Source organism: Hungatella sp. SB206, assembly GCF_051132295.1.
GTDB lineage: Bacteria > Bacillota > Clostridia > Lachnospirales > Lachnospiraceae > Hungatella > Hungatella effluvii.
The window spans coordinates 2,121,780-2,145,537 of sequence record NZ_CP096603.1 but is presented as its reverse complement, the minus strand read 5'-3'; the positions used below and the strand labels follow the sequence as shown (position 1 = coordinate 2,145,537).

General features: G+C 50.1%; 17 protein-coding genes. 3 read left to right on the top strand and 14 right to left on the bottom strand.

The features are described from left to right. Positions 1–2 precede the first annotated feature (2 nt). The 5 genes from M1L66_RS09305 to M1L66_RS09285 all read right to left on the bottom strand — a co-directional run bounded on the left by M1L66_RS09305 (position 3) and on the right by M1L66_RS09285 (position 7,084). On the bottom strand, positions 3–1,538 hold the full coding sequence (locus M1L66_RS09305) for a response regulator (protein ID WP_434692448.1): 1,536 nt from the start codon (positions 1,536–1,538) through the stop codon (positions 3–5). Then, positions 1,535–3,370: a sensor histidine kinase gene (locus M1L66_RS09300; protein WP_434692445.1), complete on the bottom strand. Its 1,836-nt coding sequence runs from the start codon at positions 3,368–3,370 to the stop codon at positions 1,535–1,537. Before M1L66_RS09300 ends, M1L66_RS09305 begins: the two co-directional genes overlap by 4 nt. A 481-nt stretch (positions 3,371–3,851) precedes the next feature. Further along, the gene (locus M1L66_RS09295; protein ID WP_002600756.1) at positions 3,852–4,706 is read right to left on the bottom strand and encodes a carbohydrate ABC transporter permease; all 855 of its coding nucleotides are present in this window, start codon (positions 4,704–4,706) and stop codon (positions 3,852–3,854) included. Further along, complete coding sequence (locus M1L66_RS09290; RefSeq protein WP_187021888.1) at positions 4,706–5,593, bottom strand: carbohydrate ABC transporter permease; 888 nt, start codon at positions 5,591–5,593, stop codon at positions 4,706–4,708. The genes M1L66_RS09295 and M1L66_RS09290 overlap by 1 nt, the downstream gene beginning before the upstream one ends. 84 nt (positions 5,594–5,677) lie before the next feature. After that, positions 5,678–7,084 carry an ABC transporter substrate-binding protein gene (locus M1L66_RS09285; protein ID WP_434692442.1) on the bottom strand — a complete coding sequence of 469 codons (1,407 nt, stop codon included), beginning with the start codon at positions 7,082–7,084 and terminating at the stop codon, positions 5,678–5,680. A gap of 291 nt (positions 7,085–7,375) precedes the next feature. Between M1L66_RS09285 and M1L66_RS09280 the strand changes: the two genes are divergently transcribed. Together M1L66_RS09280 and M1L66_RS09275 are read left to right on the top strand one after the other, a co-directional pair. After that, positions 7,376–8,365 (top strand): serine hydrolase domain-containing protein, encoded by a 990-nt coding sequence (locus M1L66_RS09280; protein ID WP_187021890.1) that lies wholly within the window; start codon positions 7,376–7,378, stop codon positions 8,363–8,365. A gap of 604 nt (positions 8,366–8,969) precedes the next feature. After that, a complete protein-coding gene (locus tag M1L66_RS09275) occupies positions 8,970–9,923 on the top strand; it encodes an MBL fold metallo-hydrolase (RefSeq protein WP_187021891.1) in 954 nt (317 codons plus the stop codon). A 51-nt stretch (positions 9,924–9,974) separates the two neighbouring features. On the opposite strand, the gene clpA is transcribed toward M1L66_RS09275, so the two are convergent. After that, on the bottom strand, positions 9,975–12,164 hold the full coding sequence (gene clpA, locus M1L66_RS09270; protein WP_434692438.1) for an ATP-dependent Clp protease ATP-binding subunit ClpA: 2,190 nt from the start codon (positions 12,162–12,164) through the stop codon (positions 9,975–9,977). A 75-nt stretch (positions 12,165–12,239) separates the two neighbouring features. Next, complete coding sequence (locus M1L66_RS09265) at positions 12,240–12,536, bottom strand: ATP-dependent Clp protease adaptor ClpS (protein ID WP_002600764.1); 297 nt, start codon at positions 12,534–12,536, stop codon at positions 12,240–12,242. Between the two features lie 201 nt (positions 12,537–12,737). Between M1L66_RS09265 and M1L66_RS09260 the strand changes: the two genes are divergently transcribed. Next, on the top strand, positions 12,738–14,594 hold the full coding sequence (locus tag M1L66_RS09260) for an LTA synthase family protein (protein WP_434692436.1): 1,857 nt from the start codon (positions 12,738–12,740) through the stop codon (positions 14,592–14,594). Between the two features lie 36 nt (positions 14,595–14,630). Here the strand turns inward: M1L66_RS09260 and M1L66_RS09255 are convergent, their stop codons facing one another. The 7 genes from M1L66_RS09255 to M1L66_RS09225 form a co-directional block, all read right to left on the bottom strand. After that, complete coding sequence (locus M1L66_RS09255) at positions 14,631–17,330, bottom strand: NYN domain-containing protein (protein WP_434692434.1); 2,700 nt, start codon at positions 17,328–17,330, stop codon at positions 14,631–14,633. 201 nt (positions 17,331–17,531) lie between these two features. After that, complete coding sequence (locus M1L66_RS09250; RefSeq protein ID WP_434692432.1) at positions 17,532–18,518, bottom strand: radical SAM protein; 987 nt, start codon at positions 18,516–18,518, stop codon at positions 17,532–17,534. 1 nt (position 18,519) lies between these two features. Continuing rightward, a complete protein-coding gene (locus M1L66_RS09245; protein WP_187021896.1) occupies positions 18,520–19,905 on the bottom strand; it encodes a glycoside hydrolase family 57 in 1,386 nt (461 codons plus the stop codon). A gap of 1 nt (position 19,906) precedes the next feature. Beyond that, the gene (locus M1L66_RS09240) at positions 19,907–20,959 is read right to left on the bottom strand and encodes a zinc-dependent alcohol dehydrogenase (protein ID WP_187021897.1); all 1,053 of its coding nucleotides are present in this window, start codon (positions 20,957–20,959) and stop codon (positions 19,907–19,909) included. Beyond that, a complete protein-coding gene (locus M1L66_RS09235) occupies positions 20,956–21,807 on the bottom strand; it encodes a sugar phosphate isomerase/epimerase family protein (protein ID WP_187021898.1) in 852 nt (283 codons plus the stop codon). The genes M1L66_RS09240 and M1L66_RS09235 overlap by 4 nt, the downstream gene beginning before the upstream one ends. A 7-nt stretch (positions 21,808–21,814) precedes the next feature. Further along, positions 21,815–22,639, bottom strand: a complete 825-nt coding sequence (locus tag M1L66_RS09230; protein ID WP_025531151.1) for a carbohydrate ABC transporter permease — start codon at positions 22,637–22,639, stop codon at positions 21,815–21,817. A 17-nt stretch (positions 22,640–22,656) separates the two neighbouring features. Continuing rightward, a complete protein-coding gene (locus tag M1L66_RS09225) occupies positions 22,657–23,541 on the bottom strand; it encodes a carbohydrate ABC transporter permease (protein WP_434692426.1) in 885 nt (294 codons plus the stop codon). Positions 23,542–23,758: the final 217 nt, after the last annotated feature.

Genomic DNA, 23,758 nt, shown 5'->3' with positions numbered 1-23,758 from the left:
TCTTAACTCCCCTTCACCCGTTTCCTGTAATTGGAAGGCGTCTCTCCGTAGATTCTGGAAAACAGCTCCGAAAAGGCTCTGCTGTCCCGAAAGCCAACTTCCGACGCTATATCCGCAGTTTTTTTATCGGTGGATACCAGCAGGTTGATCGCATGTTTCATCCGCACCTTGTTTAAGTAATCCTTAAAATTCTCTCCGGAATTCTTCTTAAAAAAGCTGCTGAAATAGTAGGGATTCATATGTATTTCCCCGGCCAGCACCTCCAGGGTCAGGTTCTCGCTGTAATGCCTCTCAATATACTCTCTGGCATGGATAATATCCTTTTTCTCACTGCTCACGACCGCCTTTTTTATCCGGTCCTTATACTCCTTAAAGTATCCTTCAAACAGACCCGTAAGGCATTCATAGGACTCGCTCTGCCTTGCCTGCTCCAGAATATCCTTAAACTCCACGGGCATTCCATTAATGCCCATGGTTTCAAACCGTTCCTCTATGATACGAATCGTGCTTCCGTAGTGGAAGCAGGCGTCGTCCCTTCTTCCCTCCGAAATCAGGCACACCAGACGCCGGAAACGGGCGGCTGCATCCGTAAACACTTTTTCATCCTGGGCCACCATCCCTTCGATCATCTGATTTCTCACTTCCCGTATCTCATCGAGTGTGGCGGGCTTCTTAAAGACCGGCTCCCCGACATGCAGAACCGGAATTTTGATCTGGCTGCTGAAATAGAAATATCCAGTCATGGACAGACACGCTTCATACGCCTTCGGTATCTCTCCCATGGAGTCTACCGGATTACCCACGATAAAACCAAGCCGGCAGCGCGGAATGTGAAGCTGCACCTCTGCTTCCTCCAGGATGGAACCGAGTGTCCTTCCCGTTTCCTCCTTCTCGGGATTCTTGAGCACCATGACAATGTGCCCATTTTTTAAGAAAACAATCCCCAGATGCCGCTTTTCCAGATATTGCTCCAGAAAGCTCAATACCGAAAACTGGACCAGCCTTCGCTCCTGTTTCCCCGTCTGTCTGCTGTAGAGAATTTCCGTCAGGATCGGTAAATATCTGCACTCTTCCATTTCCACCAGCTTATCGTACGCCGCCGCTGGCCCCTCTTCCTCCGGGTAATCCGGGTGCTCCGGGCCGCCGCCTTCGCCATCCGCATCATTTTTCAGCATGGTGATGCATTTCTCCAGCGTCTCCACCAGTTCCTCGCGGATAACGGGCTTCAGCAGATAGTTCACGGCGCCGTACGTCAGAGCATCCTTGGCATACTGGAAATCCTGGAACCCGCTTACGAAGATCACCTTCGTCTCAATCCCCAGCGCCTTCAGCTCTTTTAAAATATCGATTCCCGTCTTCTTCGGCATATAGATATCGAGAAGCGCAATATCCGGTTTCTCTGTGAGAATCCCATCGAACGCGGCTTTCCCGTCTTCGTATTCCCCCACGATCTCGATACCCAGACGGTTAAAATCCACAAGCTTCTGTAATCCTCTTATGATCACGGGCTCATCGTCCGCCAGAATCATTTTTATCATTCCTCTTCTCCCCCTTCTTTCCACGGCATGATAATCCGAACCATGGTTCCGACCCCGGGCGTGCTGGTGATTTCAATTCCGTACGCCTCTCCGTATAAATACCGCACGCGGTCATGTACATTTTTCAGGCCAATGCTCTGCCAGTTATGTTCATTTTTAATCCCTGGCTCATTTCCATCCAGAAGCAGCTTCAGCTGTTCCAGTTCCCCGCTGCTCATACCAGCGCCATTGTCCATGACCGAGATTTCCATACGGTTCTCCACATGCTCCGCCTCGATCATCACGTGTCCTGACCCGTCCTTCGGTTTGATTCCATGGACATAGGCATTCTCCACGATCGGCTGCAGAATCAGCTTGGGGACGTGAACCTCACTGAGTCCGTTTAAATCCGCGGTAAAATGGACCTTTCCCTTGATCCGGCAGTTTAACAGATAGACATACTGCCTTATGATCTCCACCTCTTTTTCCAACGGCACCATGTCCTGCATGGGGCCAATCATATAGTGGATCTGGCTGGACAGCGCCTCGATCATCTCAGATACGACCGTATCATCCTTGTCCAGCGCCGTCATCCGGATAATTTCCAGTGTATTATAGAGGAAATGCGGATAAATCTGGGATTTCAGCGCCGTCATCTCCGCCTCCGCCTGCTTCATATGCGCCACATAGGACTGATTGATATAACTCTCCAGCTCCTTCGACATCTGATTGAACCGCTTCGACAGCACCCCAATCTCATCCCCCGAGGTTACAGGGAGGCGAACCTGAAAGTTACCGGTTTCAATCTCCGACATCTGTTCCATCATATTCCGAATCGGCTTTGTCAGACGCCTGGAAAACCACACCGAACCGCCCAGAAGCGCCGCCAGAGACGCACCGATGAACACATACATCATCGTCTGCATACGTCTGATCTTCTCATAGGCGGTCGCCGTCTTCATCGTAATAATCACCTTCAGCCCGCTGGCATTATACGGTGTATCCACGACGAACTCTTCCTTCGTCTCCTCAAACCGGACTCCCTCCGACGTCAGATTCTTCCCGATCAGTGACTCATCACTGCTGTAATAGCAATTATTTTCCCGATCGCACACATAGACCTGGTCCCTTGCATTTAGATTCAGGTTCTTAAACGCCGCCTCCATCCGCTCTAAATCCACATCGATAAACAGCGTACCGACATACTTATAATTTCCTACTGTCCCCGTTAAATCAAAGTAATTCCTGGCCAGTGTAAAGACCCAGGAATCCTGCATACGAAAATAGTCGTTCTTATGAGTAAGAATCAGCATCAGATTCTTACTGTTCCGATCCAGTCCGTCAAGCCCCATCCTGGCTTCAAACACAGTCTCTTCCTCCGAAGGAATATTCCGCCGCGACCGGTGAAATGCCAGCTTCTCCCCCTGAATTCCCTCTCCCGCAAAATGAGCTCCGGAAATATAACTGTCCACCGCCTGGACATTTCCCAGAAACACCATCATGCTTTTATACCGGTTGGCCTCCATGTACTCCGGATCCTCGCCTATCCCATAGATAATCCGTCTCAGATTATCATACGACATATAATTAAACTGAAACTCCCCCTCGCTGGAATAATTATAATAATAAGGCATCTTCGATACCCCATTATAGCTCTCCATCATATCAGCCAGCGACTCACTCACATAAGACGCCGCCTGAACGTAATTACTCCTCAAAGAATTACCATACTCCTTAAACATCCGGTTTACGATCACCGTCGAGAGAAAAAGCATGGGAATTAACCCCAGCGTAATAATAACGAGACAGAATTTCTGATACAGGCTCAAATTCCTTTTCCAGCGCTTCTTCATATTATTTTCTCCCCCTTACTCCCCAAAACTCTTACCCACCATTATACCATACATCCCACTTAACCTCAATTTCCACCCCATCTTCAGCCCTTCCCTCCTCACGCAGCCAGTACAACAGCCCTTCTCACCTCGCGCAGCCAGTACAACAGCCCTTCTCACCTCGCGCAGCCAGTACACAGCCCCAGCGCTTGCGGAACGCCCGGGGGCGGCAGGAGCAGAAGATTCAGCAGCTTCCTTTTCCGAGGTACGCAGGAACTTAAACAGGAAGGCAGGAAAAAAGGGTGGTGAAAGCAGGCCTCAAAGCCTGCTTTCAAGCGCACACGGAGGAAAAATCCTTCAGGATTTCTTCCGTAGTTTGCGCGATCCGCCCTTTTTTCCTGTCTTCCTGCTTAAGTTCCTGCCACCGAGGAAACAAGAAGCAGCTGAATCTTCTGCCGCCCCCGGGCGCTCCGCAAGTGTTGGGGCGTACCCCCCCGGCACATTACCCTTTTGCAGCCCCCGCCGTAATCCCCTTCACAAAATACTTCTGCAGCAGCACAAAGATAATGAGTGCCGGAATGATGGAACAAACCGTACCCGCAAACACAATATCCCACCGCGCCGTATACTGACCGACAAAGGAGTACACCTCAACCGTAATCGTTTTCGCCCGGTCTGAAGGAAGAACTAGATACGGCATTAAAAAGTCATTCCAGATACCGAGTCCGTTTAACACCACCATGGAAGCAGTACACGGTCCAAGAAGGGGAAATGTCACCTTCCAGAATGTCTGGAACGGATTGCAGCCATCGATCTGGGCCGCCTCCTCGATCTCTAACGGCACTCCCTTTAAAAAGCTGCAGTACAGCAGGGAGCCGAAAGCCACTGAGCCTGAGATATAACAGGCGATGGGGCCTGCCAGATTGCCAAACAGTCCAAACATCTTCATCTCTTTAAACAGCGGGAACATATAGAGATGAAATGGAATCATCATGCCCGCCAGAAAGTATGTATAGATAAATATAGTTGCCCTCGTCCTGCGCCGCTCCATCGCATAGGCCGCCATGGGAACGATAAAGACAATCAGCACTTCGGATACCAGCGTTAAAACCACACTGTGGAAAATGGCAGTCACAAAATCCGACTGGGCAAATAAATCCTGAAAGTTCTTTAAGTACAGCGTAGTTGGCAGAGACATGGGATTCTTCAGGATTTCGCCGTTGCTCTTAAATGCGGATATAATCGCAAAGAATACGGGAGCCAGGAACAGAACGGCCAGTATAATCGTTGCGGCAAAGAGAATACCGTTTCCCGGGCGTACTTTCCGTCTGCTGGCTTTAATTCCTACTTCTTTCATTATAACTGCACCTCCCTGCGTTTTAGAATGCTCTGCTGGATCGCGTTGAGAATCAGAATAATAAACAGGAGCACGATGCCGACCGCCGTTCCGAAGCCCTGCCGGCCTTCATTGAAGCCCACCTTATACAGCAGGTACACGATGGTCTCTGTCGTAAATCCGGGACCGCCGTCCGTCATGACGGAGATCTGATCGAACACCTTCAGACCGTTAATCAGGGAAAGTGTCAGATTGATGGTAAATGCACCGGAGATCAGAGGCAGTGTGATTGCCTTGAAACGCTGAAGCGGTGAGGCGCCGTCGATAGCCGCCGCCTCCACCACATCGGTAGGTACACTCTGCAGTGAAGCCAGGTAGATAATCATGTAGTAACCGGCGCCTTTCCATACCAGCACGACACCGACCATGATCAGAGCCAGCTTCGGATTTCCCAGCCAGTCCTGGCAATACTCGCCCATTCCCAGCGAACGGAATATCGTATTGACCGCACCGAAATTGTAGTTGTACATGATCTTCCAGATAAAGCCGGACACGATGCCGCTGATCAGTACGGGAACGTAGAAAGCGCTCCGGAAAAAATTCTTTCCCCATCTCACATTATCCACGATCAGCGCCAGAATTAAAGCCATGCTGTTTTCCAGAATCGATATGAACGCGGTAAGAATTACCGTATTTTTCAGTGCATTTCCAAAACGGGCGCTGGTAAAAATCTCTTTGTAGTTTGCCAGCCCGACAAACTTGACGACCGGATTCAGTCCGTCCCATGAGGTAAAGCTGTAATAAACGCTGGCAATCGTCGGCACGATAATAAACAGCGTAAAAAACAGGAAAGCCGGTGCGATAAATCCTATTGATACGAAATCAAACTTTGCTTTTTTCTTTCCCATCTGTCCCCCATCTCCTTTCCTTTTCTTATCTAAGGGGCTGTTAGAGAACCATTCCGGCTCTGTAACACCCCCCTTTTCATCACTCTATTCCGCGTTCTTTAACGGGTTAAAGCTCTGCATGGCAACCTGCCACGTCTTGTTTAATTCCTCACATGCGGACGGTATATCCCTCTGTCCCTGAATTATTTCAATCGTTGTCTTATACATGAAATTTCTGAAATCCGGAGGAAGCTCATTTTCACCTACTCGTCCGTTCCACATAACGCTTAAATCATCAGCCGTATTGGTAGCCTCGATGACTTCCATCATGACCGGAGCGGCAGCCAGATCAGGTGTCGCAACGGTAGACGGAATGGCATTTAACTTGTCACAGTAAACCTTATAATTATCCGGTGCGTAGAAGAAACGGATGAACTCCTCAGCCGCAGCCTTCTTATTCGCATCCTTTGCGGATTCTGCGGAGATTGCCAGGCCGCCTGCTCCGCCGCCACCTACGAGACGGGTCTTTCCATCAGGGCTTGGCACCGCAAACCATCCTATCTCAAAGTTCGGATCTGCATCTGTAATCTGGGAGAACATATGAGTACCGGAATACATCATGGCCGCCATATCACTGACCAGGAATGTTGTAATCTGCGCATCCGGGGTCGATACCCAGCCATCCTGCGCATACTGGAAGATGTTCTTCATTTCTTCAAAGGTGGCAGTGATTGCCGGATCCGTAAAATCCTTTGTTCCCTCATAGCAATGTTTGATAAAATCAGTGTCCTGGCTCATAACCTGATCATTGTAAGCCTTGTAGAACCAGAATCCTACATGCCAGATATCCTGTCCGCCGATCACGAGAGGGGCCATATCCCCCTTATCCCTGATCTTCTGACAGAGTTCCATAAATTCATCGTATGTCTTCGGCTCCGTGAACCCGTTCTCATCAAAATACTTCTTATTATAAATAATTCCCTGCGTATTCTCACCGCCCAGAGGAGCCGTATACGTCTTTCCGTCAAATGCAACTGTCGTTTTAAATAAAGAAACGATATCTTCCGGCAGCGGTTCCAGCATATCGGCACGCACATAGACCGGAGTATCTCTCATTTCCATCACATCCGGGAATTCCCCGACACTTTCCTTTGTCTTTAAGAACTCGCTGTAAGCTCCGCCGTTGCCTGGCTGGATCTTCACGGTAATATCCGGATACGCCTCATTAAAGCGGTTTACAATTTCGTTCATAGAAGCTTTTGCCCCCTCGTCGCCGTCAGCAAATATAAAAGTCAACTCTGTCGGCTCCGTCACGATGGAAGCGTCTGTCCCCGCTGCCGTCGTATCTGATTCGGTCTTTGCCGCCTCCGTTTTTGCCGTCTCGTTCTTTGCCTCCGTTCCCGCCGCTGGGGCCTGTGACGCGCCGCCTGAAGAATCCTTGGAACCGCAGCCGGCCAGAAGTGTTCCCGCCATGGCTGCACATAATACAGAAGCCAGTAATCTCTTTTTCATGTTGTATCCTCCTTGCTATGAGCACTTAGCAGACGCCTTTGGGCTGCTCACGTGCAATACTTGTTTTTTCTTTCTGTCATAACTATATCAGGAAATACATTCCGAAAAAACTCTGTTTTTTAAGATATTCATGCAATTTTTAAAGATCGTTGGCCAAATTCGATAGACAACGTAACCCAATAACGATACAATAAAGACTGATATGACACACAATACCAGGGCTGGAGCTAAAGCCCATTTCCGGACAGCACATCAACTCACAATACGCTTACAGAAAGGAAACCTTCTTCCATGAACATAGAAACACTCATAAACGCCGATTTCAGGGGCTGCATCCAGGCAGTCCGACACGGCGGGACGATATTGGAAAAGGCATACGGATTCGCCGACCTGGCCAACCGGGTGCCAAATGAACCCGACACAAAATTTGCAACCGCTTCGGCCGGAAAGGTGTTTGTGGCGGCGGGAATATTACAGCTGATCGAACGGGGACGGCTGAATTTCAGCGACCGGATCGGTGATTTACTTGACTTTGACTTAAGAGCCATCGACCGGAATATCACCGTGGAGGAGCTGCTGACCCATACCTCCGGCATACCGGACTACTTTGACGAGAGTATCATGGAGGAGTACGGGGACTTATGGAGAGATTACCCCAATTATAAGATACGCTCCAACAGGGACTTACTGCCGCTGTTCCTTGATAAACCCATGACGTATCCCCGCGGAAGCCGTTTTCAATACAACAATACCGGTTTTGTCGTGCTGGCCATAATCATGGAATCCGTGACAGGCGCCGCGTTTGATGAATACTTGAGAGACTGCCTGTTTATCCCCTGCGGCATGACCTCAACGGGATACTATGAGTTGGACCGGCTCCCGGCCAAATGCGCGTCAAACTATATCTATGATGCAGAAACGCAGACGTACCGAACCAACATATTCAGCGTTGACGCAAAAGGCACGGGTGCGGGCGGCGCATTTACGACGGTCGGCGATATCGGACGGTTCTGGGAACACCTCATGTCCGGCAAAGTGATTTCCCCGGACATGGCTGCGAATATGACTGAAAATCACAGCGGGAATGCGCGGTGCTACGGATACGGGATCTGGCTGCGGGAACAAAATGGAACTTATACCCCCTATTTTCAGGGCAGTGATCCCGGAGTCAGTTTTATCTCTTCTTATAAGAGAGAAACAGGGACTGTGGTAACTCTGGTCAGCAACTATGGAGATGATGTCTGGCAGCTTCACAGAAAGTTGACAGCAGAATTGTATTAACCATACAGATATATTGACATCACCATAACAAAAGAGGAGGCGCTCCATGATACAGGAAACTATACATTTACAACAGCATAACAAGCTGATAAGCAAATTATTTGAGGATATTTTTGGGAATAAAACAGAGATTTATTTTAAAATAGAACATTTTCCCGAAGAATTTTATGAAGAGAACATATCGTCAGAAAACCGTGATAATGAGATAATCAGTTTCAGCATTCTGTCAAAAGACTTGCTTTCTTACGATCAGGCTGTCTTTCAGTACCTTGAAGAGCATGGCAGACAGGCCCCCTTCGTAATACCGTTTAGACAGCTTCCGCCTGAATTTGCGGATTATGTTTCGTCCGATGAAGATATTGAATATCATCCCTATTTTATAGAATTTCAGGTAAACGCGGCTTGTTTATCTAAGTATCAGAAGCTGTTCAGTCTGATGGACGGAATGTGGCATGGAGGATATTTACTTCCCGACAGCAGCAATGTCGCTCCTGATCTTCAGAAGTTAAAGGAGGCTCAAAGCATTATGGGAGTCTACGATGATACCATTCCCGGAATCCTTATGACCAGTGCAAGCCCTGTTCGTTTCCGCCGCTCGTCGCTCATGATAACTGATCATTTACTTTCTGAAGAAGAACAGACTATGATAGAGAACTTATATCAGACGGAGGACTCCGTCCGTGAGGATTCTGACATTGAATCATTACTGTCAGAGCTGTTTACAGATATCACTGACTTTAAAATAGAAAGCTTTAACGTTGGCGATGGAAATTGCATTTACATAACTGCCACAGGAAAAAGCAAAAAAAAATTCTATTTTGATATTGGATACCGGTATATATGCAGCTTAACCACCGAAGAAGGCGAAGTCATATCACATTATCCATATGCCGAGAATCATCTGAATACCAGAAAACCTGATATGGTAATCCTCTCACACTGGGATTTGGATCATATTTTAGGGGTTGTTTATGCAGGAGAACATATATTTATGATTCCCTGGATTGCTCCGGATTTAAATGATGACGCGCATCCTGCCAAAGCTTCAGCGAAACGTCTTGCAAAGTATCTGGAATTAAGAGGACAGTTAAACCTTATTCCGCTTACCACTAAAAAATTTACAAAGAAAGGAAGGCAGATATTCAAAAATGATAAAGTGACGATCGGCATGGCGAAAGGCGGTGGAATGTTAACCAAAATAAATAATACCGGTATTGTCATAAGAATGGAAGGAGAGGAGGGTTACACGCTTCTGGCCGGAGACGCAGAATACTCCACCTGGCCGTCCTGCATCTCTACCATTAAAGTTCCGCCAAAATGCAGTTATCTGCTCGTTCCTCATCATGCATCTAATATGATATATAAAGGGGTTCCGGTTACAGACTCCCTTCAGGGCCGGGCCATCATTTGCGCTTCGGGAGATAATGAAAAACATCCTCTTTTTACGCATCTCCTGGAACTGACAAAAAAAGGTTATCTCTATGAAATAACCGGACTCTGCAGTAGTTCCATAATTATTACAACGATAAATAAAGCAAGACAGATAAAAGCTACCTGACAGAATTTTCCATTAAAATATATCCCTTTTCTCTCATATATCAGAATCCTGTTACGGCAGGATTCTGATTTTAACTCCATCATAATCAATCTCACAGCTTCCGCCCTTCTTCAGCCGCCCGAACAGCATCTCATCCACCAGGAGCGGCTTAATCTCCTGACCGATGATCCGCTTAATCTCCCTGGCTCCGTATTCGCGGCTCACGCCTTTCGCCGCCAGGTATTTCCTGCACGCTCTTGACAGGGTCAGCTCCACATTTTTCTCCGCCGCCTTCCGGGCCAGATTACCGAATTCTTTTCCCACAATCCGGTCCGCCATGGCCGCATCCAGCGGACGGAATATAATGATCCGGTCGAGGCGGTTTCTGAACTCCGGCCGGAACACGCGCTTCACCTCATCGGTGATTCCTTCCTCATTCAACTGCCGTCCCCCGAATCCGATGGAGGCGCGGTCGGCCTTTTCCGCCCCCGCGTTGGAGGTCATGATTAAAATAACGCTGCGAAAATCCGCCTTCCTGCCCTGGTTGTCGGTCAGCGTCGCATAATCCATAATCTGAAGCAGAATGTTATAGATGTCCGAATGCGCTTTCTCGATCTCATCGAGCAGGAGGACACAGTGCGGGTTCTTCCTGATCGCTTCCGTCAGAAGGCCGCCTTCCTCATATCCCACGTAGCCGGCCGGCGATCCGATCAGCTTCGCCACCGTATGTTTTTCCGCGTACTCGCTCATATCAAACCGCACAAGGCGGATTCCAAGCACCTCAGCCACCGACTTTGCAAGCTCTGTCTTTCCCACTCCGGTCGGTCCGACGAACAAGAGACTCCCCACCGGTTTATTCTCCTCGCTCAGGCCCGCCTTCGACAGCTTGATGGCATTGGTCAGCTGATCCACCGCCGCCTCCTGACCGAAGACTCTTCCCTTCAGCTCCCGCTCCAGGCGTGCCAGCTTCTGCCGTTCCTCCATCTCCACCGTCTGCTTCGGAATCCTGCAGATCTTCGCCAGCACCTCTTCCACCAGTTTCTTATCCACCACCTGGATCTTCTTATTTTTCGGATGCAGCTCCAGATAGGCCCCCGCCTCGTCAATTAAGTCAATGGCCTTGTCAGGCAGATACCGCTCATTGATATACTGTTCCGAGAGACTGGCCGCGTGCTCCATGGTCCCCTTCTGATAGCGGACATGGTGGAATTTTTCATAGTACGGCTTTAGGCCATTTAATATCTCCACCGTCTCTTCCACCGTCGGTTCCTTGATATCGATATTCTGAAAACGCCTTACCAGGCTCTTATCCTTTGAAAAATACTTTTTATATTCCTCATAAGTGGTAGCCCCGATAAATTTAAGCTTTCCGTCGGTTAAATACGGCTTCAGCAGATTGGAGGCATCCATGGATCCGCCGTTTACCGCGCCGGCCCCTACCAAATTATGAATCTCGTCGATATAGAGAATGGGATTTTCTTCCTCCTTCAACTCTTCCATCACCGCCTTGAGCCGCTTCTCGAAATCGCCCCGAAACTGGGTGCCCGCCAACATGGATCCCAAATCAATCCCGTAGATTCTGGCATTTTTCAGCTTCTCCGGTACGCGGCCCTCGTTGATTCTGGCTGCCAGCCCATACGTGATGGCCGTCTTTCCCACACCGGGTTCCCCCACATGGAGCGGATTATTCTTCTGACGCCGGCACAATACCTGCATGGTGCGTTCCAGCTCCGCCTCCCTTCCTATTAAAGGGCAGCTGTTTTTCACCTCATCATTGATACAGACCGCGTATTGAAGCAGAACGCTCTCCCGCTCCTCTTTTGCATCTTCCTCATTATCTATATTAGAGGAGCCCAGTTCCACCAGGAGGTCCACGCATTCCACGCCCTGCATCTGAACAAAATACGCGCCGTAGCTCTCCTCCAGTTCCATCATGCTGTACAGCAGATGCGGCAGTTCAATCGTATCGCGGTCCGAGGAAATCGCCTTCTTTGCCGCCTCCTCTATGGTCTGGCTCAAGCCGTAGCTGACCTCGATACCGCCTTCATCCTTCTCCATAGTGTCCATCTGCCCCAGGTAGTCCTCCAGCCGTGACTTTAACTTTTTCACGTCGCCTCCACAGCTTTTAAATGCAGCCTGGAAGGCTGGCCGGTCTGCAAGCACAAACCACACGTGCTCCGGGGTCACATACTCATTTCCCCGCCTCCCCGCATTTAAAACTGCGTCGTTCAGCAGCTCTTCCACTTCTTTTGCTATCTTCAAATTTCTTCTTCCTCCAGTCATAATCGGCAGCCTTTATCCGCGTCCTGTCTTCACCGTGATCTGCACAGCGTCGTCCTAAGACTCCACTTCCACCCGGAACGGATATCCCTGCTCCCGGGCAATTTTTACCGCCCTGGCCGCCTTCGTCTTTGCAATATCGTAGGAATAAACGCCCACCACGGCTTTCTGTCCCTTATGGACCGTCATCATGATGGCTACCGCTTCCTCATAATTTTTGCGGAACACGTCAATGAGAATCTCCACCACCACATCCATGGGCGTAAAATCATCGTTGTACATGACCACTTTATACTGTTTTGGCTGTTTCAGCCTGATTTCTGTTTTTTCTGACAATCCTGTATTTGCCGGCATACTGTATCATTACCTCCTGATCCGGATCATTTAAACACCATTTTAATCCATCATGCATGGAAATGCAAGCGGTAACGGAAGGCTGAAAATCTCCTGATCAGCTCAATTTCTGCTGCATTTTATATTTTTTATTTTCTCTCTTGAACCCAAAAAATCTTTGTGGTACGATAACCTCATTCCCATGAACAGTGAGGCTTACCAATGACAAAAGAAAATATACTTCCACTGGCCCGCAAAGCGGCCCACATACTTTTTACCGTATTTCTTATGACGGTTCCATGTATTTCCTATTTTTTATTTGAGTATGTAACCGGCAATCTGGCGACGATCCCTTCCTATATGGCCGCCCTGAACATCGGCTGGATTTATGTCCTCTATCTCCTGGTCTTTGCGGCGAGCGGGCGGACCAGAATCGCCATCCCCATCGTGTCCATTCTCCTGTTCATCCTCTCCCTGGCCGAGGCCTTCGTGGTGTCTTTCCGGAGCCGCCCCATCATGTTCTGGGACATCCTGGCCTTTGGAACAGCCATGACGGTTTCCCAGAACTACGTATTTACCATAACGAAGGCCATGAAAGAAGCCGGAGTGATTCTTCTCGTCATCAATATAGCCGCAGCCGCATTTCCAAGACGGATCTCCGGCCGCAAATACAGGCTCGCTTTCGCAGGCACGGCGGCCGGTGTCACCGCCGCCTACGGCGTATGGTTTTTTACATTTCTCATGCCTTCCTGGGGCCTGGGAATCAACATGTGGGAGGTCAACGAGACCTATAAGGAATACGGTTACGTCCTCTCCACGGCGGTGTCCTTCCGCTATGCGGTGAAGCAGAAGCCTGCGGGGTACGGCACATCACAGATAAAACGGATCTATAACGATTACAAGGCGGAAGATGTCCTTCTGGCCTCTGCCGAGGAGGTGGCCCTGGGTGAAGATATCATCACCCCGGTCAATATTATCTGCATCATGAATGAGAGCCTGTCCGACTTACGCACAGGAGGTTCCTTTCAGACGAATCAGGCGTATTTCCCATTCCTGTACAGCCTGAAAGAGAACACGATAAGCGGAAGCCTGTGTGTTCCCGTCTTCGGCTCCATGACGTGCAATTCGGAATTCGAATTTCTGACAGGTGATTCCATCGCCTTCCTGCCTTCCAACTGCAGCGCCTACCAGTTCTACATAAAGCCCGGAACGTACAGCCTTGTCAGCACCTTAAAGGACCAGGGCTACCGGACCGTCGCCATGCATCCTTATCCGGGTGAAAACTGGAACCGCGATACGTGTTACAAGAATATGGGATTCGACGATTTCATTGATGAAACCCGCTATGAAGAACGGGATTTTCTTAGAAATTACGTGAGCGACCAGTCCAATTACGAGAACCTGATCAAACAGGTGGAGAATAAGGAGAATCCTGCCGACCGCCTTTTTCTGTTCAATGTGACCATGCAGAACCACGGCGGCTATGAGGGAATCTACGACAACTTTCCGCAGGAGGTGTGGCTGACCGGCTCCCTAAAGGACAAGTGTCCGAAGACCGATCAGTATTTATCACTGATGAAGCGTTCCGATGAGGCCCTGGAATACCTGATCCGATACTTTGAGGCCAGCGACGAGCCCACCATGATCGTGATGTTCGGAGACCATCAGCCCAGCGTGGAGGATGAATTTTTCGATGAGATTGCAGGCATGCCCAGCGCCGACGTTCCCGCCGGAGACCACTTAATGTGGTATGAGACACCGTTTCTTATCTGGACAAACTATGAATCCGGATCGGAGCAGAAAGGGAAGATGAGCGCCATCTATCTCGCTTCCGAGCTGCTGGATCAGGCCGGCCTGGATATGACGCCGTACCAGCGTTTTCTGCTTTCCATGGAGGAAACACTGCCCGTCATACATCCGCTTGGCTGCTATGATGCCTCGGGAACCTACTACTCCTGGGAGGAGACTGGTCTTGACAGTTTTCCATACCGGGATACCATAAGGGATTACGAGTATCTCGTTTACAACCACAGCTTCGATCCGAAGAAATATAAGGACATGTATATAGCCGAACCATAAAGAACAGGACACCGTTCACAGATAAAGGAACTTCCGTCATTCTTCCGGAAGTTCCTTTATCTGTTTCATCATCTCCTCAGACACCGAATCCAGCAGATAATTTTTATGCTTTTCCCCTGTCTTTCTCTCCTGATACTCCTGATGAACCGTCTCGCTCAAACGGCGGATCTCTTCCTTCAGCTCCCTGGCCGATATCAGCCGGCAGCCCTGGCCGTGTATGATAATCTGTTCCAAATGGTCCGAAGTGGCCACTGTCACATCGTATTTTCTGCCATTTTCGTGGGCGAACTTCTCAATATACTGGTCTGCCGTCTCCGCCTCCTTTGTAAAGACCACCTGGATGTTGTGGTAGTCCAGGCACTCGGTCACATGGCCCTGGACCCGGTAGGCGTCGAACACGGCAATCAGCCGGCATTTCTTCATGCCCTGGTAATTGCAGAGAATATCGAGGAGTTTTCCTCGGGCGCCGTCGATGGTTTGCTCCGCCAGCTCCTTCAGTTCATCCCATGCAAAAATGATGTTATACCCGTCAACCAAAAGATACTCTTCCCTGGGGGCCTCCTTCTTATAGTTCCTCACCGCAGGAACACTGTGAGAGTTCTCCCTGTATTTCTCCCTGTTCTTCCACCCGGATTTAACCCCGGCTGAATTCCCCCGCCGGTTGGCGTAAAAGGTGCGTTCCAGAATGGCATCCACTTCCTCCGTGCCGATCCATTCCCTGTCACTCTCCGGCTCATCGTTCCGGCCGTTCGGCGCCTGACCTTTTCTGGCGGCAGCACCGGCAAGGCCGGCTAGTCCATCCACCCCCATGTCTTTCTGTGGTTCCAGACAGCTTTCCAGATGCATATACTCCGGGACCTGGTCCCAGTCCACTAAGAATCCCGCCCCGTGGGCACAGAATACGGACCCAGCCGGGTTCGCCATGTCTCCGTCCGGGTCATAGCCGATTGCGGCCACCACTTCCTCCGTATTGTGGCACGGCCCGTAGCCGGAAAATGTAAATGACAGCCGTCCCGCGCCGCCCGTATAGGCGGTTACCTCTTTCTGATATCCCCCCATACAGGCCGCCGGGGCGCTTCCGGTGAGAACCGCCCTGTCTCCCTCCATGACAGGAGACATCACTTTCCCTGCCATACGTTCCACATCGCTCATCGCCCGTCCCACGTAACGGTCCGGAAGTTCAAGGCGAAAATCGTAAAATGGTTCCAGCAGCATGGATTCCGCCTGCATCAGCCCCTGGCGGACTGCCCGGTAGACAGCCTGGCGGAAATCGCCGCCCTCCGTATGCTTTAAATGGGCCCGCCCCGACATCAGCGTGATCTTCATATCCGTGACCGAAGAACCCGTCAGCACACCCTTGTGCTCCTTCTCCGCCAGATGGGTCAGAACCAGCCGCTGCCAGTTTCTTCCCAGAATATCCTCGCTGCAGGCGGAAGCAAACTGCATACCGCTCCCCGGCTCCCCGGGTTCCAAAAGAAGATGGACCTCCGCGTAATGACGGAGCGGTTCGAAATGCCCCACGCCCTCCACCGTGTTCGTGATCGTCTCCCGGTAGACGATGCTCCGGTCTCCAAATTCCACAGAGAGACCGAAACGTTCCTCAATTACGCTTTTTAAAATCTCCATCTGAATCTCGCCCATAATCTGGACATGGATCTCCTTCTTGCTCTCCTCCCATGTCAGATGCAGCTCCGGATCTTCCTCCTCCAGCTCCCGGAACTTCGGAAGTATAGCCGCCGCATCGACGCCCTCCGGCAGACCAATCCGGTATGTCATCACCGGCTCTAAGAGCGGCATGGCCGAGGCCGCTTCGATCCCCAGCCCCTGTCCCGGAACCGTTTTGGCAAGCCCCAGCACGGCGCAGACGGTGCCGGCCGACGCCTCCCGCACCGTCTCGAATTTCTCCCCGGAATAGAGGCGTATCTGGTTTACCTTCTCCTCGTCGATAAGCTCCCTCGTCGATAATCTGCCGCCCGTAATCTTCATATGGCTCATACGGTTTCCCTGGGCATCTCTCGATATCTTGAAAATCTTCGCTCCGAATTCCTGCGGATATTCAGGCGTTTCCGTGTACTCCTCAATCCCCTTCATGAATTCCTCCACGCCCGTAAACTTAAGCGCAGAACCGAAAAAGCATGGAAAAAGGCGCCTGTTTATAATCTGCTCCCGTACTCCGGCCATCTCCACATGGCTGGTCTCCAGATATTCATCCAGCAACTCCTCACTGGTCATGGCGATCTGCTCATAAAAATGATCCGTTCCGGCCTCTCCGAAGTCCACAAAGTTTTCCTTTAAGACTTTTCTTAGGTCATCCAGGATAGCCCCTTTCCCCAGCCCCGCCAGGTCCATCTTATTGATAAAGAGAAATGTGGGAACCCGGTATCTGGCAAGAAGACGCCACAGCGTCCTCGTATGCTCCTGTACTCCGTCCGTTCCGCTGATCACCAGAATGGCGTAATCCAGCACCTGCAGGGTCCGTTCCATCTCCGCCGAGAAATCCACGTGCCCCGGAGTGTCGAGAAGGGTCATCTCCATATCCTTCCACTTCAAAATGGCCTGTTTCGAGAAGATCGTAATCCCCCGCTTCTTCTCCAGTTCATACGTATCGAGAAACGCGTCCCCCCGGTCCACCCGTCCCATTTTCCGGATGCTTCCGCCCATATAGAGCATCGCCTCCGACAATGTCGTTTTTCCCGCGTCTACGTGGGCCAAAATACCGACTGCCAGCTTCTTCATCTTTGTATCGTTCTCCTTCTATGTGCAGCAGAAACTCTCATGGTTTTGTCGTTTTCCGCCTCAATACCGAAAGCAAGCTGCCTGCAAAAAACACAGACAGCCTGCTGTTTATGAGTATTATAACATTCACAGTGAAAAAGCGAAAGATGTTTTTCCAATCCACTTCCGGTAAATCAAACCGTTGAAAGCGGTTTTTCTCTTTTACAGCTCATAAAAACACTCCTTGTCCCCCCAGGAGCAGTGTCTGCACGCCGGATTTCTCCCATTTTCCACCAGCTTCCGGAACTTTTCGGCTTGTTCTCCCCGAAACAGTGCCTCAAGCGGCTGTTCCCGCACATTCCCCACGGAAAAGTCGGTAAAATCAGTACAAAACGATGTCTCCCCGTTCCACATAATATGGAGATGACGCCATGGGGAAAGACAGGGCCTCACGATTTCTCCGGAACGAACATGCGGCAGATACCGGACTTTAAAAGCATGCGTCCCAGGCTCCTCCAGGCGGAATCCGGCCTTCTCCATCTCCGAATCCCCCTCGCCACTCTGCCTCCACGATTCAACCGCCTCCGCTTCGATGGAAAATTCCCGTTCCATCACGGCTTTATATTCTCCAATCTCCCGGCCGTTTAAAACGATCATATCCTGAAGCAGCACCTCATCCACGGGAAAATCCGACAATTCAGCAAAAAACTCCTTCAGCTGCCCTTTCAGCTCCTCCGTCATAACGGCCATACAGACCACCGGCAGTAAAGGCGCCGCCCTCTTTACTGCAAGCAGATTGTCCCGGATCTTCCGGAATGTTCCCGCGCCGCGGATGCTGTCATGGAGCTGCTCCGGTCCGTCAACAGACACGTAAATCTTGTCCAGACAGTACGGGACAGTCTCCGCATGCCGGTCCAGCAGAGTCCCGTTTGTAACGATTCCGACCCGGTACCCCCGTTCATGAAGTGTGGAGGCGATCTCATCAAAGCACGGGCTCATGAGCGGTTCCCCGCCCCAGAGCATGACCGATGGCTTCTTTCCGGCGGCCGCGTCCAGCTCATTTACGATCCCAAGCCACTCTTCCGTTTTCAGGGCCATGCTCTCCTTGCCGTCACGCAGCGCGCTGTTTTTCCTCTGTCCGCAAAACCAGCAGTTTAAATTACACTGCCTGGTCAGCTGTAAATGAATCATCTCCAGTCGTCGTTCCATCTCACTCTTCCTCAAAATATCGCATCTCCATCAGCCTCTCCTCGATCAAACCAAGCTGGGAGCTCATAATATCGGGTGAATACAGGGAACGGAGCCCGGCGATTCCCAGTTCCTCCATCGCCCCCGCCACCCGGTCATTTGCCCGGTACAATGCCTCCAGCGCCTCTCTCACATTAAATCTGCCGGGAGAAGTCGGAGCAGGCGGCCATCTCGCATCCGACACCCACCCTTCGGTAACCGCCCGAAAGGCCGCAGCCAGCGCTTCATTCTCATGCCAGTCGATCTGCTTATAGGCGGCGATCCCCTCGATCCCCTCCAGAATCATGCGGCAGACCGGATCCAGCTGCAGCGCCTGATCCGTATTCAGCCATGCCTTTGCGGTTCCCCCGTGCCACGCAGCCCCATTTTCAATTTTCAAAATGGACAGGTTCTCCAGAAGCTCTGCGGATTCCACCACCTCCGAAGGTGTCGCCGGAACAAATCCGCTTTCTATGGATAGGTCCATGATTTCCTTAAACCGTTTCAAGCTGTCGCCTTCTTCCTCAAAGAACCTGGCCTGATTAAACTGTTTAACATAGAAGTATGCCGAACTTCCTATGTATTCCGCATCCTCGGCATACGGCATGATAAAGGAGCCTGTCTCCTGTGCACGCGCGTTCCAGCGGCAGAACATGGACTGAATCTCCTCATAGCGGACCGCCTCGTTTCTCACGCCCTCCGTCGCCCCCATCAGATACCAGAGCAGCAGATTTGCCATACAATCGGAACGGAAGATCAGCTTCAGCCCGTTATCACAGATAGAGGGATTCGTCAGATACTTTAAATACTCCGGCTTATCCTTTATATATTCCTCAATAAGAAACAGCTGGTTTTTATTGCTGTGCCCCTGCACGTCATAGCACAGTCCGGTGGCCTTTCTTATCTCAGGAAATGAGAGGAAGAAGGAATCGGCGTCCATAATGAGTGTCTCGATTCCCACCTCCTTATAGATGCCCGGAATCTGTGCGTTCCAGCTGCATTCCGGATTCCATCCAACCTTCGGGCGGATTCCCGTATAACGCTCCCATGTATCCAGGCTCCTTAGCAAGGTATGTACCGCCACCTCACGCGGTACATTTCCCATCATCAGATGTGTATACGGGGATGCCACCGGCTCCACCTGACCGTCCAGAATCAGCGCCTTCAGCTTTTCCATGACCTCGGGAGCCAGCCTCTCTATTTCATCCAGCGTCTTGCCGCTGGCCTCAAATCCTATTTTATACTGATTGTCTCGAACCAGATCAAACAGCTTTTCATAGCAGTTTTTCACGACCCATTCCCGCCGTTCCATTTTCAGCTGGGAATACTGGATGTTCGCATGTGGAAGAAAAATAACTTTAGGCCTCATATTATTTGCTCCAATCAAAGATTATTTTAAATACATCCTCGCCCTTTGCCATCTTATATTCAAATGCCTCCGCACACTTCGACACCGGCCAGATCTCCACCGGAAGGCCGTTCGTATCGAATTTCCCCTCGCTGATCCAGGTAAGAATCTGCTCCTTACAGCCGGGCGCCAGTGCACAGGACATGGAAATTGTGCAGTTCTTTGTAAACCAGCGGTGATAGCTGTCCATGATGATTTTCTCCGGATAATCCCCCTGCCAGTGAATATGGCCCGGCGCATCGTCGGTTCCCCAGCCGCCGTCTTTCAAATATTTATGGAGAATACCTGGCACCTCCGCATTGCCGGAGCACTCGATGATCTGATCCGCCATGGCGCCTCCGGTGGCCTTCCTGATCACCAGTTCCGCTTCAAACGGATCGGCCACAAGGTCCGCATACTTCTTCGCAATGTCACGCCTGAATTTATTCGGCTCAATGGCAATGACTCTCAAATTCGGATTTACGATCTTTAAAATCTGCATGGCGCTGATTCCCACCATGCCTGCGCCGCTCACCACGATTGTCTGTCTGCCCTCCAGATTCAGCATCCGGATTCCCTTTAGGGCCACACATGGAAGATAAGCCAGCACACCGTCAATATAGGAGAGGTTTTCTGGAATCTTGACCATATAGTCAAACGTGTCATTCGTGGTATCGGAATCCTTTACCGTATATTCGGAGCCGCCGCCCCATGCGGCACAGACATCACCGTATTTCCGGCATTCGTTAATCATAACCCGGTCTCCCGGTTTCAGGCTTCCATCGCTCTCCTCCCCTGCCGCGACTACCTCACCGGCGGTTTCATAACCAGGCACCAGCGGATAGTAGCACTGTTCCGGATGCTGAAGTCCCTTATAGGTCTTCATATCCGTTCCGCTGGAAATACTGCTGTAATACGTCCGCGCGATATAGGCATCCTTTTTTGGCTCCGTCAGAGTGATCTCCCTTAAGCGGACTTCATATGGTCTCTCGATCACGACGGCCTTTGTCTTTTTATAATCGTAAATAGTACTCATAGCCAGACCTCCTTCAAAATAGTCTCCAGGTACTGTTTGCTGCGTCTGGTCCCTTCTTCTATGTCCTGTGGTTCCTCATATTCGATCATCAGGGTATCCGTCCATCTCAAGATCGTTTCTATGGTGCGCTTCCAGTCTCTCTTCTCATCTCCGATGGCTCCAGGTTTTAAGTGACCGCCCGGCAGCTTCACAAAATCCTTGATATGGGCATAGGCGATGCGGCTGCCGACAAGCTCCGCCGTCTCTTCCACGTCGCATCCCGCAATGGCATAGAGATTGGCCGGATCGAAGACGAATTTCAAGCTGTCATCCGTTTGCCGTAGAATTCTCTTTAGACACCCGGTCTCCGTGGCTGCCGATTGGAAATGAACCACTCCGTCCGGATACGCTGTCACTCCCCCATGGGTCTCCATGGCTGTCACCACTCCATGCTCCTTTCCATACCGGGCTACCGTGTTCAGCGCATCTATCATACGTGAAAAACGCGTCTCATCCACTTCCCTGTAAGGCGTAAAACCAGCAAATATCCGCAGCGTTTCCACTCCTAAAAAGGAGCAGATATCGATTACCCTCTTAATCTTCCCGATATCCTCCGCTGCTGCGTTCCTGTCTTCAAGCGTAAAGTCATTGCCCGTCGCCGCGGTATCCAGAGAAATCCCAAATGCTTCATACTCCTTCTTTACCTGCTCAAGAAGACGTACATCTGCGTCTGTCTGCACATCCGCAGGCGTATTGGCGATTCCCAGTTCCAGGGAAACGAGCCCCAGGCGCCTTACCAAGTCAAGCTGCTGCTGCAGTGTAAGCTCCCGAAAGCCCCACGCAGCTGCTCCGATTCTAATCTCCTTCATGCCTCACTCATCCTTTCACCGCTCCCGCGATCAGTCCCTGAATCAAATATTTCTGGAAAATCAGATAAATAATAATGATTGGAATACACACGATCATGGCTCCGGCAAACGCCGTCACATAATCCGTATTTAAATATCCGTTTACCACCGAGTAGAGCCCTGCGATAATTGTCCTCTTTTCCGGCCTGCTCACAATGGTAAATGCCAGCACAAACTCATTCCACACCCACATAAACTGATAGAGAAGCACGGTGGCCAGAGCCGGTTTCGCCAGAGGAATGGCAATGTTGGCGAAAATTTTAAATTCCCCTGCTCCGTCTATCTCCCCCGCCTCGTAAAGTTCATACGGGATTCCCGCAAAAAAACCCTGAAGGACAAAGACTGCGAAGGGCAGGCCGCCCGCCGCATAGGTCAAAATCAGTCCCGCGTGGGAGCTGCCGAATCCCAGCTTTCTTAAGACAATAACGATGGGAAATATGATCATTCCAGCCGAAATCGTTTGTCCTGCCAGAAGATAAATCAAGGTCACCTGACTTAAATTTCCCTTATACCGGGAAATGGCAAAAGCCAGCATCGTCGCAAAAACCAGCATCAATAACAGAGAGAAAGCGGTAATCGTCACGCTGTTTTTCGTGAGAACGGCAAAATCCGCTTTCTGCCACGCATCACTGTAATTGGAAAACAGGAACTTTTCCGGAAGGCTCCAGGGCTTAGTCATCAATTCCTTTTTAGATTTAAAGGAAGAAAAGAAAACCCAGATAATCGGGATCATCGTGACGCTGAATACCATCGCAAGTACGAAACCTAAAAATAACTTTTTTACTGTCTTCATGCTGTCCGTCTCCCTTCTCAATCCGCAGTCCTGTTCTGTATTTTCATCTGGATAAAGGAACAGATGATCACAAACAGGGTCAGTGCTGAGATGATTGCCATCCCGTATCCGGCGTTGGAATTCGTAAATACAGTTTTATACGAATACGTAAGAATCATCTCCGTGGTATAATACCCCGGTCCTCCTTTTGTCATTGTGTATATCAGGTCAAAAACTCTGAATATATCTATAAATACTAAAACATAGACAATTGTGATAATTCGTTTCATACACGGGATGGTGACATTTCTGATCACCTGCCACCTGCCTGCTCCGTCCAGCACCGCGGCTTCGATCAGATCGCTGGACACGGACTGGAGACCCGCAAGAAACAGAACGAAATAGACCGGAACCATCTTCCAGAGAGAGGTAAAGGTCACCGCATACAGGGCCGTCTTCGTATTGGTAATCCAGCCTGTGGCCAGCCCTCCCAGTCCCACCGCCTTTAATATCTCGTTTAAAATACCGTACTGCGGATTATAGATCCACTTCCAGAGAAACACGGTTACAATCGTCGGTATCATAGCCGGCAGGTATGTTACAGTCCTCCAGAAGGACTTTTTCCTCGTGAAATTCTCAACCAGATAGGCGACGGCAAATGCGGCCACCGGAACGACGATCAGGGTGATGATTCCATATTTAATGTTGTTGAGAACCGATACTCTTAAGATGCTGTCATACAACAGATTCACATAATTCTTAAATCCCGTAAACTGCGCGTCCGCCAGATTCACAATGCCGTTCCAGTTGGTAAAGCTGATATAGAATCCCAAAAATACGGGAAATATCCAGAACACAGTGTACACGGCCAGCGCAGGAAGGGAAAACATCAGAAAATATTTTCGGTTCCTTCTCTCTTTCATAAAGTGTACTTGAAGACTCAGCTTTAGACATGAGAGGAATTATGCCTCTCTTGACTCCTTGGTGAGCTCCTTCTCCTTTTTAATAATTTTCAATTGCTATATATGTTGTACTGGTTTTAAGAGAGGAGCCGGATGTATTAATCCGGCCCCTCAATTTAACTAGGAAAGTGAAGATTCCCCCACATCTATAGGCGGAAGGGTAAATCGCCAAAACAAG

Coding starts and splice junctions, on each gene's coding strand:
- M1L66_RS09285 (WP_434692442.1), bottom strand. CDS start 7,084: ATGAAAAAGAGATTACTGGCTTCTGTATTATGTGCAGCCATGGCGGGA.
- M1L66_RS09225 (WP_434692426.1), bottom strand. CDS start 23,541: ATGAAAGAGAGAAGGAACCGAAAATATTTTCTGATGTTTTCCCTTCCT.
- M1L66_RS09300 (WP_434692445.1), bottom strand. CDS start 3,370: ATGAAGAAGCGCTGGAAAAGGAATTTGAGCCTGTATCAGAAATTCTGT.
- M1L66_RS09275 (WP_187021891.1), top strand. CDS start 8,970: ATGATAACTGATCATTTACTTTCTGAAGAAGAACAGACTATGATAGAG.
- M1L66_RS09260 (WP_434692436.1), top strand. CDS start 12,738: ATGACAAAAGAAAATATACTTCCACTGGCCCGCAAAGCGGCCCACATA.
- M1L66_RS09255 (WP_434692434.1), bottom strand. CDS start 17,330: ATGAAGAAGCTGGCAGTCGGTATTTTGGCCCACGTAGACGCGGGAAAA.
- M1L66_RS09230 (WP_025531151.1), bottom strand. CDS start 22,639: ATGAAGACAGTAAAAAAGTTATTTTTAGGTTTCGTACTTGCGATGGTA.
- M1L66_RS09295 (WP_002600756.1), bottom strand. CDS start 4,706: ATGAAAGAAGTAGGAATTAAAGCCAGCAGACGGAAAGTACGCCCGGGA.
- M1L66_RS09265 (WP_002600764.1), bottom strand. CDS start 12,536: ATGCCGGCAAATACAGGATTGTCAGAAAAAACAGAAATCAGGCTGAAA.
- M1L66_RS09250 (WP_434692432.1), bottom strand. CDS start 18,518: ATGGAACGACGACTGGAGATGATTCATTTACAGCTGACCAGGCAGTGT.
- M1L66_RS09290 (WP_187021888.1), bottom strand. CDS start 5,593: ATGGGAAAGAAAAAAGCAAAGTTTGATTTCGTATCAATAGGATTTATC.
- M1L66_RS09305 (WP_434692448.1), bottom strand. CDS start 1,538: ATGATAAAAATGATTCTGGCGGACGATGAGCCCGTGATCATAAGAGGA.
- M1L66_RS09280 (WP_187021890.1), top strand. CDS start 7,376: ATGAACATAGAAACACTCATAAACGCCGATTTCAGGGGCTGCATCCAG.
- M1L66_RS09245 (WP_187021896.1), bottom strand. CDS start 19,905: ATGAGGCCTAAAGTTATTTTTCTTCCACATGCGAACATCCAGTATTCC.
- M1L66_RS09240 (WP_187021897.1), bottom strand. CDS start 20,959: ATGAGTACTATTTACGATTATAAAAAGACAAAGGCCGTCGTGATCGAG.
- M1L66_RS09235 (WP_187021898.1), bottom strand. CDS start 21,807: ATGAAGGAGATTAGAATCGGAGCAGCTGCGTGGGGCTTTCGGGAGCTT.